This window comes from Streptomyces sp. NPDC037273 (assembly GCF_055603625.1).
In genome coordinates this window covers 46,388-65,471 of the sequence record NZ_JBVJVO010000020.1, presented here as the reverse complement: position 1 = coordinate 65,471, position 19,084 = coordinate 46,388, and the positions used below count along the sequence as shown (strand labels likewise).

General features: G+C 70.2%; 11 protein-coding genes. 2 read left to right on the top strand and 9 right to left on the bottom strand.

Features of this window, described 5'->3' with window-relative positions; all coding sequences use genetic code 11:
- The first annotated feature begins 65 nt into the window (after positions 1-65).
- Positions 66-719, top strand: coding sequence for a TetR/AcrR family transcriptional regulator (locus tag ACZ7G1_RS35055; RefSeq protein ID WP_470879056.1), 654 nt, complete (start codon positions 66-68; stop codon positions 717-719).
- Positions 720-840: 121 nt separating this feature from the next.
- The gene (locus tag ACZ7G1_RS35050; protein WP_470879058.1) at positions 841-1,323 is read left to right on the top strand and encodes a hypothetical protein; all 483 of its coding nucleotides are present in this window, start codon (positions 841-843) and stop codon (positions 1,321-1,323) included.
- Positions 1,324-1,387: 64 nt separating this feature from the next.
- Here ACZ7G1_RS35050 and ACZ7G1_RS35045 read toward each other — a convergent pair whose 3' ends face one another.
- The 9 genes from ACZ7G1_RS35045 to ACZ7G1_RS35005 form a co-directional block, all read right to left on the bottom strand.
- Entirely contained in the window at positions 1,388-1,864 is a 477-nt protein-coding gene (locus tag ACZ7G1_RS35045) for a hypothetical protein (protein WP_470879060.1), read from the bottom strand.
- Positions 1,865-1,934: 70 nt separating this feature from the next.
- Positions 1,935-2,618, bottom strand: coding sequence for a uracil-DNA glycosylase (gene ung / locus ACZ7G1_RS35040; RefSeq protein WP_470879061.1), 684 nt, complete (start codon positions 2,616-2,618; stop codon positions 1,935-1,937).
- An 82-nt stretch (positions 2,619-2,700) separates the two neighbouring features.
- On the bottom strand, positions 2,701-4,278 hold the full coding sequence (locus tag ACZ7G1_RS35035) for an ABC transporter substrate-binding protein (RefSeq protein ID WP_470879063.1): 1,578 nt from the start codon (positions 4,276-4,278) through the stop codon (positions 2,701-2,703).
- A 148-nt stretch (positions 4,279-4,426) separates the two neighbouring features.
- The gene (locus tag ACZ7G1_RS35030; protein ID WP_470879064.1) at positions 4,427-5,194 is read right to left on the bottom strand and encodes an SDR family oxidoreductase; all 768 of its coding nucleotides are present in this window, start codon (positions 5,192-5,194) and stop codon (positions 4,427-4,429) included.
- Between the two features lie 32 nt (positions 5,195-5,226).
- The gene (gene fabG, locus ACZ7G1_RS35025) at positions 5,227-5,988 is read right to left on the bottom strand and encodes a 3-oxoacyl-ACP reductase FabG (RefSeq protein ID WP_470879065.1); all 762 of its coding nucleotides are present in this window, start codon (positions 5,986-5,988) and stop codon (positions 5,227-5,229) included.
- A 182-nt stretch (positions 5,989-6,170) separates the two neighbouring features.
- Complete coding sequence (locus ACZ7G1_RS35020; protein ID WP_470879066.1) at positions 6,171-6,554, bottom strand: DUF3037 domain-containing protein; 384 nt, start codon at positions 6,552-6,554, stop codon at positions 6,171-6,173.
- Positions 6,551-7,396, bottom strand: a complete 846-nt coding sequence (locus ACZ7G1_RS35015) for a HipA family kinase (RefSeq protein ID WP_470879068.1) — start codon at positions 7,394-7,396, stop codon at positions 6,551-6,553. The genes ACZ7G1_RS35020 and ACZ7G1_RS35015 overlap by 4 nt, the downstream gene beginning before the upstream one ends.
- Before the next feature lie 269 nt (positions 7,397-7,665).
- Positions 7,666-8,199 (bottom strand): SMI1/KNR4 family protein, encoded by a 534-nt coding sequence (locus tag ACZ7G1_RS35010; protein ID WP_470879069.1) that lies wholly within the window; start codon positions 8,197-8,199, stop codon positions 7,666-7,668.
- 35 nt (positions 8,200-8,234) lie between these two features.
- The gene (locus ACZ7G1_RS35005) at positions 8,235-18,833 is read right to left on the bottom strand and encodes a LamG-like jellyroll fold domain-containing protein (RefSeq protein WP_470879071.1); all 10,599 of its coding nucleotides are present in this window, start codon (positions 18,831-18,833) and stop codon (positions 8,235-8,237) included.
- Positions 18,834-19,084: the final 251 nt, after the last annotated feature.

The following is a 19,084-nucleotide window of genomic DNA, read 5'->3' as shown; positions in this document are numbered from 1 at the left end:
GTCCGACCCCCTGACGGTACTACAGGTGTAGTTTCCGAGGTAGGGGGCGGTAGTAGGTTGTCCCCATGAGTCCAGCCCCCGCCGGAGCCCCGATCCCGGAGCCCGCCGCCTCCCCCACCGCCCCCGCTTCACCGGCCTCGCCCGCCTCCCGCGCCGAGCGCATCGGCGACGCCGCCCTGGGTCTCCTCGTCGAGCGGGGGATGCGGGGCCTGACGCACCGGGCCGTGGACGAGCGCGCGGGGCTGCCGCAGGGCTCGACCTCCAACCACGCGCGCACCCGCCAGGCCCTCCTGGAGACGGCCGTACGACGCCAGGTCCAGCGGGAGTCGGAGGTCCTCACCCCGCACGAGCTGCCCGCCGGGGACAGCGGCGGCGCGGCGCTGGTCGACGCGCTCGCCCTCGCCCTGCACCGCTACCTCACCGACCACCGCTCGCTGCTGGTCTCCCGCTACGAACTGGCCCTCGAGGCCACCCGCCGCCCCGAACTGCGGAGCTTCTTCGACACGGCCGGCTCCACCTTCCACACCCCGCTCGTCGCGATGATGGAGGCGGCCGGCTCACCCGAGCCCGAACGGCACGCGCTGTCCCTCATCGCCTGGTGCGAGGGCCTGATGTTCTCCTGCGCGGCCGGGTCCTTCCACGCCTCGGTGCCCACCCGGGCGGAACTGCGGACCGGCTTCGACGAGTTGCTCCGCGGCATGCTGCCCGGGGACCGGTAGCCGCCCGGCACGGCTCACGACCCGGACACGGGTCAAGCCCGGGCCCGCCACGGCACCCTTGCGGGGCATTCCCCGCCGGTAGGGGTACGAAGATCGCGACCGGGGCGTCAGAGTTGCGCGGGTGCATGGAACCCGAACAACAGCGAAGATCCTGGTCGGGGCGGCGGTCGCCGCCCTCGCGGGCTGCGTCTCGGTGGACGCGCCGGCGACGGCGCCCGCCTCCGCTCCCGCGGCGGAGACCGTACGACCCGCCCAGGAGGTGGCACCGCAGATCGTCGAGGGCCCGGCCCTGGAGGCGCTCGAAGCGGCGCTGCCCGCTCCGCCCCCGTCCGCCGCGCCCCGCAAGGCACCGCCACCCGAAGAGCCCCGTCGGGCGGCGGCCCCCCACCGGTCCGCGTCGCCCCGTCCCGATGCCGCGCCGCACCGGCGGGAGCGTCCGCATCCGGCGGCCCGGCCCGAACTGCCCGAACTGCCCGACCTGGCGTCGCTGCGGAAGGACCCTCGGGCCGCCCGCGAGGACCTCTGCGCACTGGGCGAGCGGTACGGGGGCTGGGAGCCGGGAGGCGACCCGTCGGGGATCTGCCACGGGAAGACGGGCCGCTGAGCAGGGCGATCGTGTGAGCGGGGGCGGGCCGGTGCGCAGGGGGGGTCGTGTGAGCGGGTGCGGGTCAGCCGCCGTCCCTGAGCCGCAGTTCGAGGCGCTCGATGGCCGCCCGCACCCCGTTGCCGTAGCCGTCGTCGTCCAGGGTCTCGGAGGCCGCGCGGGCCCGGTCCAGGTGGACCCGCGCGGCGTCGGGGCGCTGGAGTTTGACGTAGTCGGCGGCGAGGTTGAGGTGGAGCGAGGGGTAGAGGGCGCGCAGCGCGACGGCCGAGCCGTGGGTGGCGAGCCGCTCCTCCGCCAGGCCCTCGGCGGCGCTGAGCGCCCGCAGGTCCCAGGCCAGCTCGGTGTCGGGGTCGTCCTGCGCGTCCGCCATGTAGTGCGCGAGGGTGCACCGGTGGAGGGGGTCCCCGTCCGGGCCGATCTGCTGCCAGATCAGCCCGAAACGGTTGCGGGCCTCCTCGCGGTCACCGCCGTGGAGCAGCATGAGGGCCTGCCCGATCCTGGTCATGACCCCGTCGTCCGACACCTGCTGCTGCTCGGTCACCGCGCTCTCCACCCGATCGTCCACTGGGAGGGTCGACGCTAGCCGCCTGCGGCCCGGATCCGGCCGAGGCTCAGCCGAGGTCGGGGATGCGCCAGTCGATCGGCTCGTGTCCCTGGGCCGCGACGGCGGCGTCGATCTGGGTGAAGGGCCGCGAGCCGAAGAACTTCTTCGCGGACAGCGGCGAGGGGTGGGCGCCCTTCACCACGACGTGCCGCTCCTCGTCGATGAGCGGCAGCTTCTTCTGGGCGTAGTTGCCCCAGAGGACGAAGACGGCGGGGTCGGGCCGCGAGGCGACGGCGGTGATCACCGCGTCGGTGAACTTCTCCCAGCCCTTGGCCTTGTGCGAGTTCGCCTCGCCGGAGCGGACGGTCAGCACGGCGTTGAGCAGGAGGACGCCCTGCTCGGCCCACGGCATCAGATAGCCGTTGTCCGGGATGGGGTGGCCGAGCTCGGCGTGCATCTCCTTGTAGATGTTGCGCAGCGAGGGCGGGGTCTTCACGCCGGGCCGGACCGAGAAGCAGAGGCCGTGTCCCTGGCCCTCGCCGTGGTAGGGGTCCTGACCGAGGATCAGCACCTTCACCTTGTCGTACGGGGTGGCGTCGAGGGCGGCGAAGACCTCGTCCTTCGGCGGGAAGACCGGTCCCGCCGCGCGCTCCGCCTCGACGAACTCGGTGAGCTCCGCGAAGTACGGCTTCTGCAGCTCGTCGCCGAGCACACCCCGCCAGGACTCGGGCAGCATGCTGGTGTCGGTCACGGTCAACAACCTCCGGTGGACGTTCGTGTTTCTCCGTCCGAGAACCTACCGGGGGCCACTGACAGTGGCCCCCGGCGGACCTCTACCAGCTGGCCCTGCGGTACAGCTCCCACAGCTGCATGACGGTCTGCGGGTCGAGGGCGCGCTCGCCGCCGCCGATGTCCTCGCCGGCCGCGATGTACAGCTTGCCCTGCCAGAGCGGCAGCAGCCGGACGTCCTGGACCATGATCTCCTGGGCCTCCACGAACTCGTCCGTGACGGTCCCGCGGTCGCTGTCGCGGCGGGACTTGGGGAGCAGCTCGTTGGTGATCCGGGGGCTGAGGTACGGCGTCCCGAGGACGTTCTCCTTGCCGATGAACGGCGCGACGAAGTTGTCCGGGTCCGGGAAGTCGGGGAACCAGCCGCGGCCGAAGACCGGGTAGCGGCCCTTCTGGTAGCCCTCCTGGAACTCCTTCCAGGGCTTGCCCTGGAGGGTGATCTTGAAGAGGCCGTCCTCCTCCAGCTGGCGCTTGAGTTCGGCGAACTCGGCGGCCGTCGAGGAGCCGTACCGGTCGGTGGTGTACCAGAAGGTCAGCTCGACGGGCTCGTCGATGCCGGCCTCGCGCAGGATCTTCTTGGCCTTGGCGGCGCTCGGCGAGCCATAGCGGTCGAAGAACTTGGTGGTGTGAGCCGCGATGCCCTTGGGCACCATGGAGTACAGCGGCTCGGCGGTGCCCTGGTAGACCTTGTTGACCAGCTCGTCGCGGTCGACGAGCTGGGCGATCGCCTTGCGGACGGGGAGCCTGGCGACCGAGGGGTCCTGGGCGTTGAAGACGAGGTAGCGGATGTCGGCGCCGGTGGACTCGACGAGCTGGAGGCCCTTGTTCTCGGGCTTGTCGTCCTGGAGTCCGACGACCTCCTCGGCGGTGAGGCCTCGGTAGGTGGCGTCGATCTCGTCCTTCTTGAGGGCGGCGACCATCGCGTCGGAGTCGTCGAAGTACCGGATCGTCGCGCCGCCGTTCTTGCGGTCGGCGAATCCCTTGTACCGGGAGTTCTTCGTCAGCTCCGCCGTCTTGCGCTCCTCGTACGAGTCGAGGACGTACGGCCCGGAGCCGGTGATCTTGCCGTCCTTGCGGAGCTTGTCGGCCGGGTAGTCGGCCGGGTCCACGATCGACATGGCCGGGGTGGCGAGGACGTACGGGAAGGTGGCGTCCGGCTTGTTGAGCCGGAAGACGATGGTCCGGTCGCCGACGGTCTCGATCTTGTCGAGCGAGCCGAGCATCCCGTTCGGGCCGCCCTCCTGGTCGATCGTGCGGATGCGCTCGATCGAGTACTGGACGGCCTTGGCGTCCAGCTTGTGCCCGTTGGAGAACGTGAGGCCTTCGATGAGCTTGCATTCGAAGACCCGGCTGGAGGTGTCCGAGAACTTGCAGTCGGCGGCGTCCGACTGCGGGGTCGTACTGCCCGTCGGGAAAGCCACCAGTGTCTGGAAGACATTCCGGAAGAGCTCCCAGGAATTGTCCCAGGCGGCGGCCGGATCAAGCGTGGTGGGAGAACTCGTCGTGCCGATGACGATTCTCTGCTCCCCGGCGGAATCGCTGTCCGAGAAGACACCGCATCCGGACACCAGGGATATGGACACAAGGGCTGCAGCGGCCTGCAGACTGGTCCGGTTGAACACGTGCACGCTCCTCGTTCAGCCAGGGGTCGGCCGACGATACCGCAGCACCCCGCCAGGTCAATGTTCGAGCCTGACGGGGCACTTGAGGCATTCAACGTATAACCGGGGTCAATCCGGACACGAAATCCGGAAAGTGTCCGGTTATCGGTCACCCGACTCCGGCGTTCAGGAAAATCCCGCCGTCGACCAGGAGGGTCTGGCCGGTGATCCACTCCGACTGCGAGGAGGTCAGGAAGGCCGCCGCGCCGCCGATGTCCGCGGGCTCGCCGAGCCGGCCGAGCGGGTACGCGGCCGCCGCCTCGGCCTCCCGGCCCTCGTAGAGAGCCTGCGCGAATTTCGTCTTGACGACGGCCGGAGCAATGGCATTGACCCGGACCAGCGGCGCGTATTCGTGCGCCAACTGCAGGGTCAGATTGATCATCGCGGCCTTGCTCATGCCGTACGCCCCGATGAAAGGCGAGGCCGATACGCCGGCGATCGAGGCGATGTTCACGATCGCGCCGCCGTTCTCCTTCTGCCAGGCGTGCCAGCTGCGCTGGGCGAAGCCGAGCGCGGAGATCACGTTGGTCTCGAAGACCTTCCGGGCGACCCCGAGGTCCAGATCGGCGATGGGTCCGAAGACCGGGTTCGTACCGGCGTTGTTGACCAGGAAGTCCAGCCGGCCGAAGCCGTCCATCGCCGCCTCGACCGCGGCGGCCTGGTGGGCCTCGTCGTGGGCCTTGCCGGGGACGGCGATGACCCGGTCGGCGCCGAGCCGCTCGACGGCCTCCTTGAGGGCCTCCTCGCCGCGTCCGGTGATGACGACCCGGTCGCCGCGGGCGACCAGCGCCTCGGCGACGCCGTAGCCGATGCCCCGGCTCGCGCCGGTGACGAGGGCGACCTTGCCGGAGAGCTCCGGCCGTTCGTTCGCGGTCATGTCCGCCTCCTCCTCTCGCTGCTGCCGGTACGTCAGTTGAGCGGGCCGCCGGCCACGTACATGACCTGGCCGGAGACGAAGCCGGCGTCGTCGCCCGCGAAGAAGGCGATGGCGTTGGCGACGTCCTCGGGGCGGCCGACCCGCTGCACCGGGATCATGGAGGCGGCGGCGGCCTGGAACTCCTCGAAGCCCATGCCGACGCGCTCGGCGGTCTGCGCGGTCATCTCGGTGACGATGAAGCCGGGGGCGACGGCGTTCGCGGTGATGCCGAACTTGCCGAGCTCCTTGGCGAGGGTCTTGGTGAGGCCCTGCAGACCGGCCTTGACGGCCGAGTAGTTGGCCTGGCCGCGGTTGCCGAGCGCCGACGAGGAGGAGAGCGACACGATCCGGCCGAAGCCCGCGTCCACCATGTGCTTCTGGCAGGCCTTGGACATCAGGAAGGCGCCCTTGAGGTGCACGTTCATGACCAGGTCCCAGTCGGACTCGGACATCTTGAAGAGCAGGTTGTCGCGGAGCACGCCGGCGTTGTTGACGAGGATGGTCGGCGCGCCGAGCTCGGCGGCGATCCGCGCGACGGCGGCCTCCACCTGGGCGCTGTCGGAGACGTCGCAGCCGACCGCGAGGGCGGTGCCGCCCGCGGCGGTGATCTTCTCGACGGTGTCCTTGCAGGCCGCCTCGTCGAGGTCGAGTACGGCGACGGCGCGGCCCTCGGCCGCCAGGCGGAGCGCGGTGGCGGCCCCGATGCCCCGTGCGGCACCCGTGACGACGGCTACGCGCTGCTCGGTGGTGGACATGCTTGGTTCTCCTCGCCCTTGGATCGTCCCTGGTCGCGGCCGAACCTCTCGCGCGCTCAGGCGTCCCGCACATGAGCGACCGCTTAGTATCGTCCGCAGAACGAGACGCTAGAAGCCCTGGCACCCGGTGTCAACGGCCCACCGGGTGCACCAGGTCACTCCCCGTTCCGGGGCGGCTGCGCTCAGCGCACCAACAGGTCGAGCAGGCGTTCCACCTCGGCCACGGGGTCGGCCGTGAGCCCCGTGTGCACGGGACCCGGCTGCACCACCGTGGAACGCGGCGCGATCAGCCAGCGGAACCGGCGCCCGGCGTCGTCCCCGGCCGCCTGGCCCGCCGCGTCGCCGCCCAGGCACACCCCCTCGACCGCGCGCAGCGCCGCCCGGACGCCCGTCACGTCGGCCGCCGGGTCAAGCGCCGCCAGCTTCGCCTCGTCCAGGTGCGTACGGGCCGCCACGAAGGACCGGGCGCGGCAGTAGACGACCACGCCCGCGTTGAAGCACTCGCCGCGCTCGACCCGCGGCACCACGCGCAGCAGCGCGTACTCGAAGACATCGCGGTCGGTCACGTGGTGCTGTCCTTCTCGGTGGAGTGCGGCCGGGGCGCGAGACGCTCGGCGAGCCAGCCGGGCGGCTGCTGCGGCCGGCTGTCGGTCCGGGGGCCGAGCGTGATCCGCTCGTGGATGGTGGCCGCACGCGGCAGCAGCGCCTCGACGTACGCCGCCCGCACCTCGTCCGTACCGGCGAAGCCCGGCTCGTCGACCAGCCACTCGTCGGGCACGTCGGCCGCGACCTCGTCGAGCAGCTCCCTGGTCACGAGCGGCGCCAGCTCGGCCGCGGCCGACGCCACGTCCGGCGAGAACGGGGCGAGCGCGTGGTCCGAGGCGTCGTACGGCCTGGCGGCGGAGGCCTGCGCCCCCGGCCAGTTGTGGTGCCAGATCATGGTGGCGCCGTGGTCGATCAGCCACAGGTCCCCGTGCCACACCAGCATGTTCGGGTTGCGCCACGACCGGTCCACGTTGTTGATGACCGCGTCGAACCAGACGACCTTCCCGGCCTCCTTCGCGTCCACCTCGTACGCCAGCGGATCGAACCCCAGCGACCCCGGCAGGAAGTCCATGCCCAGGTTCAGCCCGCCGCTCGCCTTGAGCAGCTCCTGCACCTCCTGGTCCGGTTCAGAGAGCCCGATCACCGGATCCAGCTGCATCGTGACCAGCTCGGGCACCCGCAGCCCCAGCCGGCGCGCCAGCTGCCCGCAGATCACCTCCGCGACCAGCGTCTTACGCCCCTGACCGGCGCCCGTGAACTTCATGACATACGTGCCGAAGTCGTCGGCCTCGACGATCCCCGGGAGTGATCCGCCCTCACGCAAAGGCGTGACATAGCGGGTCGCTACGACCTCTTGCAACACTTCCGTAGGCCACCCATCTCTTCAACCTTGCACTCCACGGACGACTCGTCCGAAGCGTGGAGGCGCAATTCACCCTCGATGGCGCCACGCCCCTTGCCGCCGGCTTCCGGCATGAAGTGAGCATGGTAACCGAGAGTGATCCGTAAGAATTCCCCAGCCGCTCTCACTGTAGTGAGACGGAAGCAACAGAGCCCCCGGGCTGTCGGTGGTGTGAATGCAATCGTCACCGCCGACACCCAGGGGCTCTGTCACGCCACTACCTCAGTGGATCAGGTCACCCGACGCCACGTCAGGAACTCGTGCCGGTCCTCCGCTGAGAACCGTTCGCTGAGCGGGTTCACCTCGCCGGTCAGAACCGCGACACAGAAGGACGCCATTCCGCCGTCGAACACGGTCCAGCGGTTCATCCCGTACGGCGTCTGCCGCCGGAAGACGGCCACGCGCCAGTCGTCGGGAGCGCCCTCGCACAGCCAGAAGGCCACGTCGCCGCTCGCCGAGTCCGCGAAGGGCAGCAGTGACGGCAGCTCACTTCCTGGCAGGAGCGCAAGGAGATGTTCCTCGTCCGCGAGGGCGGGATCTGTTCTGTCCAGGAGGTCTCCGTACGCCGACCCGGGGACGGGCGGCGTACTGATGGACAGGTACTCGTCGATCTCTCCCCCTCCGTACGACTCGACGAACTCGCGGTAATCGACGGGAAGCGTCAGACCTGTCGTCCGCTCGATTTCCTGCCAGTCGATCGAGTCGCCGCCGGAGACGGGCGGCGGGAGAATTTCACGCAGGCGCGCGACGGCGCGGTGAGGCATATCAGTTTTCCTTCGCGTGGTGGTGGAAGGCCATCTCATGACTGCCCCGGCAGGGGCACGTCTCCACCGGTGCGGCTGTCGATCGCGGTGCCCAGATTCTTCCAACCGCTGCCGGCGGTGTAAATCAGGTTCGATACCTCTGTGGCATCAGAGCCCGCGTAGCGTCCCTTGCTGTCCCATGCCGTGTAGGACATGCGGAATTCGTAGGGCACGGTTCGGCCGTCCTTGTAGACCGGTGTCACCTTGTATCGCACGACATGCTTCGAATCGATGAGGGACCGGACTTTGTCCTCGAAGGTCAGCATGCTGTCCATGGAAGGAATCGGCTTCTGGGGCTTGCCCACGTAGGCGTTCGCGTCAGATCCGCAGGTCGCGAGGTTGGCCAGGTCGGTCCCCGATCCGCCCAGCTGGGCGCCGAGGAGATGGCAGGCGTTGACGTCGCGGGGCTGACCTCCCAGATATCCGACGTAGGACCGGGCCCAGTCATACCCAGGTGGCGTGATGCCGGCCTTGGTGTTGGTGGGGGTGCCGGGGTGGGTGGTGAGACGGGCGAGGTCAAGGCATGCCTCCACCCCGGTGGCGCGATTCCCGTTCATGCTGTCGCGAGGACCGGGATCGACCCAGCCCTTGCCTCCACGCCTGCAGTCCTGCCCCCCGTCGTCACTGCCGCCTGCCCCCGGATCCGTGCCAGGCGCGTCCTGGGTGTCCGGGACCTGGTCCGGGTTGTGTACCGTGTCGGCGCCGCCCGCCAGCATGGCGAGGAGGTTGGCGCCGCTGACGACCATGTCGACGGCCTCGGTGGCCGTCCAGATGGCCGTGCTGGGGTTCCAGTCCGGCTTGGGGATGTGCTTGGGCGCCGGCGGCGGGTTCTTGCCGGTGTACGGGTTCTGCGGGACCTTCGGCTTCGGAGGTGCCGTCGGCCGCTTCGGACGGGTCAGCGTGGAGGTGCCGCCGCGTCCGCCGCCCGAGTAGTTGTGGCCGCCACCGCCGCGGCTGCCACTGCTGCTGTTGTTGCCACGGGCATAACCGCCATTGCCGCCGGAGTACACGTAGTCGCTGCGTGATCCCCGGCCACCGCACTCACTGCGGTACCAGTACTTGTCGCAGTAGGTCCCTCCTCGGTAGCCGCCGCCACCGCCTGAGGACTGGTACTGAGAGCTGTACTCGCCTGACTTCTTGACGAGACCGAGGTACCGGTCCATCTCGGCGCGCATCTGGGCCGCGGTCGTGCTCGGCTGCGGCGGCGACCACTTGCCCGGCATCCAGGTGCCCGTCGAGCCGCTGCCGCCGCCCATTTCGACCTTGTGCCCGGTCGGGTCGGTCCCGTTCATCGGGCTGGCGTTGCCGTACGTGTACCGGTTCGCCTGGACCGAGGGGTCCGGGTCGAGCTGCCAGGTGTCGCGGCTGGTGAAGCCGCCGGTGCCGGGCTGGTACCAGCGGGCCGCCATGTTGACCTCGCCGGTGGAGGAGTCCGTCCAGCCCGACTGGTAGCCGACCGACGGGGTGGAGCCGCTGCTCGCGGTCACCTTGCCGGAGGCGTCGTACGCACGCGAGGACGTGACCGTGGTGCCGTCCGCCGACAGGCCGGCGACCAGGTCGGTGTGACCGTCGGTGACGGCCAGGCGCGCCGAGCCGGCGGTCCCGGTGGTGGCGCTGGCGAGCAGCGCGCCGCCGGGGGTGCGGCTGTAGGTGGACGTGCCGTCCTTGACCAGCTCGTTGGAGCCGCCGTCGTAGCTGAAGGCGGTGCCGTTGTGGGTCATGACCCGGTCGAGCGAGTCGTACGTGAAGGTGCTCGTGCCGTTGTTGACCGTCCGCTCGAAGGCGTCCGAGTTGATCGTGCGGGCCGGGCCGGCGGTGTCCGTGATGCCCTTGACCGTGCCGCGTGCGGAGTAGTCGAAGGTCTGGGTGCCCCAGGTCTGGAGCCGGTTGCGGGAGTCGTAGGTGCCGGTGATGTCTCCCTTCTTGGTGAGGTTGCCGGCCTTGTCCCACTCGAAGGCGGTGGTGGAGCCCCCGCTGGTCTCGGCGGTCATGCGGCCGGCGAGGTCGTAGGCGTAGGTCCTGGCGCCTGCCCCCGCCGTGCCCGACGCGGTCTTCTTGACCATGCGGTCGTCGAGGTCGTACTCGTAGGCCGTGCCCTGGACGGCGCTGCCTGTGGTGGTGTTCTTGACGCTGTCGTCGGTGAGTCGGCCGAGGGCGTCGTAGGTGTACGAGCGCTTCGCGCCGATCGTCCAGGTGCCGCCGGCGGCGGGACGTGCGTACTCGTCGGCGGTCGGGCGTCCGGCCGCGTCGTAGTCCCTGCGCGCCTGCGTGCCGGTGAGCGGGTCGGTGGTCGTGTCGAGACGGCCGCCGACGTCGTAGGTGAAGGCCGTCGTGCCCGCCGCGTCGGTGCGGGTGGTCATCTCGCCGTCCGCGTCGTACGCGTAGGACGAGGTGCCGCCCGGTCCGTCCGTGGTCAGGAGCTGGCCGCGGTCGTTGTAGGTGTAGGTGTTGCCTGCGAGGGCTCCGTCGCCGCCGACGCCGGTCAGGCGGCCGGCGAGGTCGTAGGAGAGCGAGCGGGGACGGGTGGCCACGGCGGTGCCGGAGCCGGTCTCCGCGGTGAGCCGGTCCAGGTCGTCGTACGTCTTCTGACGCTTGACGTTGCCGGGGAGCAGCTCGGTGACGACTCGGGCCGCCGCGTCGTAGACGTTTGTCCACGTGCGGTTGCTCAGGGCCGGGTGGAGGGTCGTGCTCGGTTCGATCGTGGACTCGGGCAGGCCCCACGTGTTGAAGGTGTAGGAGGTGATCTTGCCGCGGCCGTCGGTCAGGCGCGTGCGGTGGCCCGCCGCGTCGTACCCGAAGGCCGTCGTGATCGAGTCGGCAGCCGTGGCCGTGACGGGTTCGACCTGCTTGGTGAGCCGGCCGAGCGCGTCGTAGGTGTACGTGCTGCGCGCGCCGCCGGCCGCGACGGACGCGGTGACGTTGCCGTCGGCGTCGTACTCGGTGGTGGTCGTGCGCAGGGCCGTCGTACCGGTGCCGTAGTCGGCCACGGAGACCGGGCTGCCCGCGAGGTCGTACGCGGTGACGGTCTTGCGGCCGGTCGCGTCCTTGCTCTCGGTCTGGCGGCCGAGGCCGTCGTAGGCGGCGCGCGTGACGCCGCCGGCCGGGTCGGTGACCGTCAGGGCCTGGCCGGCCTTGTCGTAGGTCGCGCTGGTGACCCGCCCGCCGGGCGTGGTCGAGGAGACCTGGTTGCCCGCGTCGTCCCAGGTGAAGCGGGAGACGAGGTTCTGGAGGACGGGCTTGCGCTCGACCGTGGTGGCGGTGAGCTTGCGGCCCAGCTCGTCGTAGGTGGACTCGGTGCGTGCTCCTGTCGGGTCGGTCGCGGAGAGCTGCAGACCGGTCGGGGTCCAGGTGTAGGTGGAGACGCCACCACCGGACAGGGCGTTGGAGGTGCCGTTGAGGGAGGCCGTGCCCGGGGCCGTCAGGCCCTGCGCGCCGGCGACCGCCGGGTCGGTCTTGCTGACCAGGTTGCCCACCTGGTCGTACCCGTAGTAGGTGGCACGGCCCAGCGGGTCGGTGGTGGAGGCCGTGTTGCCGAGAGCGTCGTACGTCGTGCGCGAGACGGCCGTGATGGCCGCGGTCGCGCCCGGCGGCGTGTAGTCGGGCAGCGTGACCGCGACGGTGCGACCCAGCTTGTCGGTCTCGGTCCTGGTCACCAGGCCGCGTGCGTCACGTGACTCGGTGACCTCGCCGAAGGTGTTGTAACCGACCAGGGACTTGGGGGTGACGGCCGCGGCCGCACCGCCGTTCTCCTCGGCCTGCACCTGCGGAGCCGTCGTCTCGACCAGGCGGCCCAGCTCGTCGAACCGCCCGGCGCTCGTGTTGCCGCGCGGGGTGGTCTGGGTGAGCGGGAGACCCCGCTGGTCGAAGGTCGCCGAGGAGACCCGGTTGGTGGTCCCGTCGGTGACGGTCTGCTTCTTGGGGTTGCCCACCGCGTCGTACTCGGTGGTCGAGGTCAGCTTCTTGCCGGTGCCGTCGATGGAGCGGGTCGACTCGGTGAGCCGGTCCTCGGCGTCGTAGGCGTAGGTGGAGATTCGGTTCAGCCCGTTGGGGTCGAACACCGAGCGGGTGATACGGCCCAGGGCGTCGACCGTGTTCACGGTGGTGGCCCCGCCGCTCGCGGTGGCCGAGACCGCGTTGCCCGCGCCGTCGTAGACCGTCGACCCGAGGAGGATGTCCTTCTTGGAGCCGTCGGCCTGGGTGACCTGCTTCGCCGTCGCCGAGGCCTGGAGGCCGTCGTCGTAGTAGGTGAAGGCGGTCGTGGCGCCCATCGCGTCGGTCGTCGAGGCCAGTCGGCCCGCCGGGTCGTAGGCCTTCGAGCCCAGGACCAGGTCGCGGGTCTGGCCGGACGGGTCGCCGGTCCAGTTCTTCAGGACCGACCCGGCCAACTGGCCGCGCTTGGTGTACGTGTGGGTGACGACGTTGCCCGCGGGGTCCGTCTCGCTGATCACGCGGCCCAGGGCGTCGTGGGCGTAGGTCGACTCGTTGCCGGCCGGGTCCGTGACGCTGTCGTTGAGGCCGCGCGTGTTGTAGCGGTAGGTGGTGGTGCGGGTGGCGTCGCCGCCGGTGGTGTCCTCCGTGGATTCGGTGAGCAGCTGCCCGTCCGCGTCGTACGTGCGGCTGATGCGGGCGGTGTGGGTGACCCCGGTGATCTCGTTCTTCACGCCCGGGCCGGTCTCCGCGATGACGCGTGACATGGCGTTGTAGGCGTAGGTGGTGGTGACGCCGGCGGGGTTGGCGTCGGAGATCTGGGTCTCGGTCAGCTTCCGGCCGATGCCGTCGTAGGTGTACGTCGTGACCGCGCCGGAGGGCGCCGTCGTCTTGGCCAGGTCGCCGCTCGCGAAGTACGCGTAGGAGACGATGGCGCCGCCCGTGGACTTCTTGGTGGCGACAAGGCCCGCCGGGGTGGTACCGCCTCCTACCGCGACCTCGGTGCCCGTGGTGTAGGTGGTGGTCGCGGTACGGCCGTCGACCGAGGTGACCGTGTCGGTCAGGCCGAGCGCCGTGTACGAGGTCGTCGTCCGGTAGCGGTTGTCCGTCGGGCCGGAGGAGCGGCCGTCGCGGATCGCGATCTGCTTGCCGTTGCGCGGATCCAGCGGGTCGGCGGGGTTGTGGGAGTACTCGGCGAACGAGGTCCAGCAGGAGTTCGCGTCCCGGCAGGTCGTCGTCGAGACGGTGTTGCCGCGCTCGTCGTGACCGGTGATGGTCGCGTGACCGTTGGGGTCGGTGACCGTGTGCAGGAAGCCGCCGGTGTCGTACGCGTACGTGGTGACACCGCCGTCCGCGTTCGTCGAGGCCGTACGGCGCTGGCCGCGGACCGCGTCGAAGGTGCTGGACGTCTTGGCGCCCGTCGGGTCGGTGACCGTCACCGTCGAGGTGAGTGAGGAGCCGCTCGCCTCGGTGCGGGCCTTGTAGTGGTTGGCCACCTGGCTCGTGGTGAGCGGCCGCTTGTAGACCGCGACCTCGTCGATCCGGCCCGTGAAGTAGCTGACGGCCCCGGGTCCGGCGGGCCACCCCGTGGTGAAGCCGCCACCGAGGTAGGTGTGCGAGTTGGCCTGGTGGTTGACGGGCGCGTTGGTGACCTGTCCGACCTGCGATCCGTCCAGGTAGAGCGTCTGGGTGCCACCCTGGGCGGTGATCACCGCGTGGTGCCACTCGTCGTCCGTCACCGTGTTCGGCGATGCGTTCGTCGCGTTGACGCCCTGGGTGTAGTACTGGCCGTGCAGCTTGTTGTCGGTGCCGACGTACAGGACGGGCGTGTAGGTGCCGCCCGAGGGGCCGGGCATCGGGATCTGCTGGTCGCTGTAGAGCACGCCGGGCTTGGTGGTCTTGAACCAGAGCTCGACGGACACGTCGGTGGACGACGTGCCGACCGGGGGTATCTCGGCGTACCCGTCGCCCGCGAAACCGGCCGACGGCCGGTCGCCGAGGCCGAAGGCACCGGTGGCGCCCAGGGTGGCCTTGGTGTACGTGCCGCTGCCGCCGGTGGCGGCGACCTTGTTGACGACGGCGGTGCCGCCGGCTTCGTCGAGCGGCCAGTAGCCGGCCGGGGCGTCCGCCATCACGACGCCCTCGTACTGGTCGCCGTTGCCGGAGACCAGGCGGTTGCGGGCCTTGTAGTGGTCCGCGACGGTCTGGGCGTCCAGCTCCTTGGAGTAGAACGCGGCCTCGTCGAGCTGCCCGCGGAAGTAGCGGGTGGCCGGTGCCTGGCCGTCCCAGGCCTCGCTGGAGTACCCGCCGCCGAGGTAGGCGTAGTTCAGGGTCTCCGGATGGACCCCGCCGGACTGCGAGCCCAGCTTGACGCCGTCCAGGTACAGGGACTGGCCGGCCGGACCGCCCGCGAGCACGGCGTGGTGCCACTTGTTGTCGGTGACCTTGACTCCGCCCATGACGGGCCAGCCCGCGGACGGAGCGGTCCAGAAGTGGCCGCGCAGCTTGCCTTCCGCGTCGATCACCAGGCTGGGGTTCCACATCTGGGGTGTGGTGCCCAGTTCGGTGTTCTGCAGCGCGAGCAGCACGCCACTCGGCTTGTCCGTACGGAACCACAGCTCCACGGACAGGGAGGTGGCACCCGCGATCGACTCGCTGGGCACCGAGACGGCGCCCTTCGTGCCGTCGAGGGTGATCGCGCCGTCGTCGCCGTCGAGGAAGGCCCCGACGCCGCCGAGGGTGACACCGTCACGGTAGGAGCCGTTGCCGCCGGCGGATATCTCGTCGGCCGCGGCGGCACCGCTCCGGTCGCCGAAGCGCCAGTAGTTGACGGGCGAGGAGGCCAGTACGGCATCGCTGTAGGCCTGCGAGCCGGCGGCGTACCGCGGCTCGGAGATCTGCCAGACGCCGCCGTTCTCGTCCGTCACCTTCGTGGCGCGGCCGGTGTCACCGTCGTACTCGACCAGTGCGCTCACCCGGCCGGACGGCAGGGTGGACTTGGTCAGCTTCGACCCGCCCGTGCGGGCGTCGAAGCGGGCCTTGATCGCTCCGGCGTCGAGGGCCCGGTGGTAGACCGCGACCTCGTCCATGAGGCCCTTGTAGTAGCGCGTGCCGTAGGTGCCGGCGCCGTCCCACGACTGGTCGGTGAAGCCGCCGCCGAGGTAGGTGTACGTCTTGGTGGAGTGGCTGACGGGACCGGTGAGGGTGCCGATGGCCTGCCCGTCGAGGTACAGGGTCTGGCCGGTGCCGGTGCTGGTCAGCGCGGCATGGTGCCAGGCGTTGTCGGTGACCGTGGCCGTGGAGGTGATCGGTACGAGTCCCCCGTTGGCCTTCTCGAAGGCACCGCGCAGCTTGCCCGCCGAGTCGACGGCCAGGACCGGGTTGTAGACGCTGGGGTGCGTCGGGCCCAGCGGGTCGTCCTGGAAGCCGACGAGGACCCCGTTCGGAGTGTCCGTCTTGAACCACAGCTCCACCGACAGCACGGTGGAGGGTGTCAGGGTGGACTCCGGCAGCTCCACGTAGGAGGTGGTGCCGTTGAAGGAGACGGCCTTGTTGCCGGTCGCGCCCAGCGCACCCGCGGACCCGAAGGTCACGTCGCGGTAGTGGCCGGCGTTCATGCCGGTGCGGGAGACCGCCTCACTGGCCGCGGACTCGCCCTCGGTCTCGTTCAGCCGCCAGTAGCCGACCGGGCCCGCGTCCTGCACCATGCCCCGGTACTGCGAGCCGGCGGTGTACTCGTACGTCGAGCACGCGGTGGTCGAATCGGGCGGGCAGACCTTGGTCAGCTGGTCGCCGGTGTACGTGTACGACCACTTGAGCGCCGGAGCGACCGGGCCGACGGCGTCGGTGGACACCGAGGCGACGTGCGCACCGCTCCACGTGAACGTCAGCGAGCGGTTCGACAGCGCGTCGGTGGCCTTGGTCAGCTTCCCGGACGTGTACGTGAGGAGCTGCTCACGGCCGTGGCCGTCCTTGACCTTGGTCAGGCGGCCCGTCGCGTCGAACGTGTGGATCGTGGCCGCCGAGTCGCGCAGCGTCCAGCCGCCGCCCGTGACGGCGGTGAGTACACCCACCGAACCGGCCGGGGCGCTGTACGTGCCGTCGCTGTTCTTGCCGAAGCGGACCTGGCTGCCGCTGTCGAGGGTGACGACGACGCTGCCGTCGGGCTCGGCGACGGCCCGCATGTCCCAGCGGGTCGCCCATCCGGTGCCGAAGGCGTTGGCGGTGCGCGGGTCCTGCGAGTTGTACGTGCGCGTGACCGCGAGCTCGGGGCCCGCGCTCGGTACGGCGGCGTCCGTGGCGGCGGTGGCGTAGTTGCCGGCCCGCTCGCCGAAGGTCCGCCCGCTGTCGGCGCCGCCCAGGTGGGAGGTGATGACGGGCTGCGGGACCTGCGTGGTCAGGATCGACGGGGCGGTGCGCGCCGACTGGTCCTTGCCGTCATTGGCGTACGCGTACCAGGCGTACGTCTTGGCCCAGTTCAGCCAGCCGGCGGGAACCGTCCAGCTCTCGGAGGCCGCGTGCGTGTTGCCACGGCAGTTCTTCCGTACGTCCTTGCCCTCGACCTCACATACCTCGAACTGGTACGTCAGCGAGCTCGGGGACTTGTCCAGGTCGGTCGCCTTCGCCCACAGCGTCGGATTGAGGGTGTCGACGACCGTGCCGCTCGGCGGGGCGGCGCCCGTCAGGTACGGCGGCGCGTTGACCGCGTCGAAGCGGACCGTCGGGCCGGGGACGCCGTCGTCGACGAAGGCCCGGGTGCCGTACTCGTCCATGGTCCACTGGATGGTGTACGTGCCGGGGGCCAGCGGGGCGATCTTCGCGTCGACGGTGGCGGAGGCGCCGGGTGCGACGTCGTAGGGCATCGGGGTCCACCGGATCTTGCTCCAGTAGTCACCGCCGACCTTGTTGCCGTTCGCGTCGAACAGGTCGTAGCGCAGCTTGAAGTTGCTGCTCGCGCCCCAGGTCTGCTGACCCTGGTTGGTGACGGTGACCTTGAAGGCGCCTTCGCTGGTGGCCGTCGGGGGCTGGACGAAGCCGCCCAGTCCGTACGTGGCACCGTACTTCGACCACGTGACGTCAAGGCTGGGCTTGCCGCCCGGGTAGTTGTCGGAGCCGAACTTCTTCCAGCTGTAGGAGTCGTTCGTGGCCGCCTTCACGGCCAGGCCGTAGTTGGCCTTGCGGCCGTGCGTCCAGTCGTCCACCAGCTTGCGGCCGGAATCGCCGAGCGGGATCGACTCCCACGCGGCGGCACCGCAGGGCCAGCTCGTCGAACCGTCCGGACGCCAGGCGTGCGCGAAGGACTTGGAGCCCAGGGCGCCACCGGTGGCGGGACCGGGGTAGCTGTTGGTGCTGCCCTCGGACCAGTTCGAGGTGATCTCGTGGACCGTCACCGGCCGTGCGGTGCACGAGTACGACCAGGTGTTGTAGAGGCTCAGGTTCGCATTGATGACGAATGCGTTCTTGAGGGTGGTGTCCAGGCCGTTGAACTTCAGGAACGAGGCGGCCTTGTGGCTGCCGCCGTCGTAGGTGCCGGCCTTGAGTTCGGTGGAGCTGGAGAAGTTCTGGCTGTACGGCGACTCGACGTAGGTGCCGGAGGCCGCCTCCAGGCCGTTCACGGAGGGGTCGACCTTCACGGGGAAGACCCGCTCGTCGGCCGACAGCCACTTCTGGTCCAGCGTGACGACCAGGACCTGGCGGGAGCCTTCGCGGACGAGACCGTAGGTGACACCGGAGGAGACGGCGCCCTCGTCGGAGTTGGGCGCCTTCTTCGAGTCCTCCATCCAGCCGGCCGGCATCCAGCCCTGCTGACGGCCCGCCGCGTCGTGGAAGGTGACGCCGCCGTGACCGTCGAGCTTCGCCGTCAGGCCCTTCAGGGCCAGCGGGAAGCGCCACTCGGTCGGTGCGGTCCTGTCCTTGAGGATCAGCGTCTCCTTGACGGAGTCACTGCCGGCGATCAGTTCCACGTCCGCCGAGGGGCGGACGTCCGGGTACGTGATGACACTGCCGGCCACCCGGCCCTGCGATCGGGCCGCACCCTCGATCGAGTAGCCGATCGCGGTGGTGTCGTCGACCCCCAGGCGCACAAACGTTTCCGCATCGGCGTACTCGGAGAAGTAGACCTTGTCCTCGGTCGACTTCGCCTGCCAGCCGGAGCCCGGGGAATCCTCGTCGCCCGCCGGCGGCGACGACTTAGCCAGCCGCGTGTCGACGGCCTTCCACGTGCCGTCGTCGCCAAGGAAGTTGACCCGCTCGTTGTAGTAACGGGTCGTGAAGGTGCCGTCCGGATTCGCGAACGTACGAGCGTCCGCGGTCCGCTTGCCGGTCACTTCCGAACTGGCCTTGGGGTCGAAGCCCTTGGGCGCGGCTCGCCGCGGAGACGGGACCTTGCTGTACGAAGGCAGCGGCGTCTTCGGCGCGTTGCCCAGCCTCAGCCGGGTGGTACCGGAGTCCGACGCGAGTTCGCCGCGGCCCTTCAGGGCGCCGCTTCGGCCGCCGGACGCGGCCGCGTGCGTGGCGTCGCCGGACGCGCTGTGCCCACGCCCGCGGGCCGATCCCCATCTCTGCTCGGGTGATTCGCCGGCTCCTGGGCCGGATCTGGCCTCGCCCCAGCGGTTGACCGCCAGGGCTGTCTGCTCCGTGCCCGCAAGCACAGCCAGGGTGAACGCCATGAATATGACGATTGGACGCGTGATACGCACCTAAAGCTCCCACGGAAATGATCAGTGGGGGGTAGTCCTATATGCATCCACAGGGAACTCACAAACTCCGCGCAGGATCCGACGAACTGGACCCCGGGCAGGAGGTGTGGCCATATCACCCATGTCGTGATGGATCTTTCCAACTCACCACCTGCGAGCGGTGATCCCGTGACAGACGTCACGACACCGGGGCGACGGTCCGCCGATCGGTGCCGGTCTCG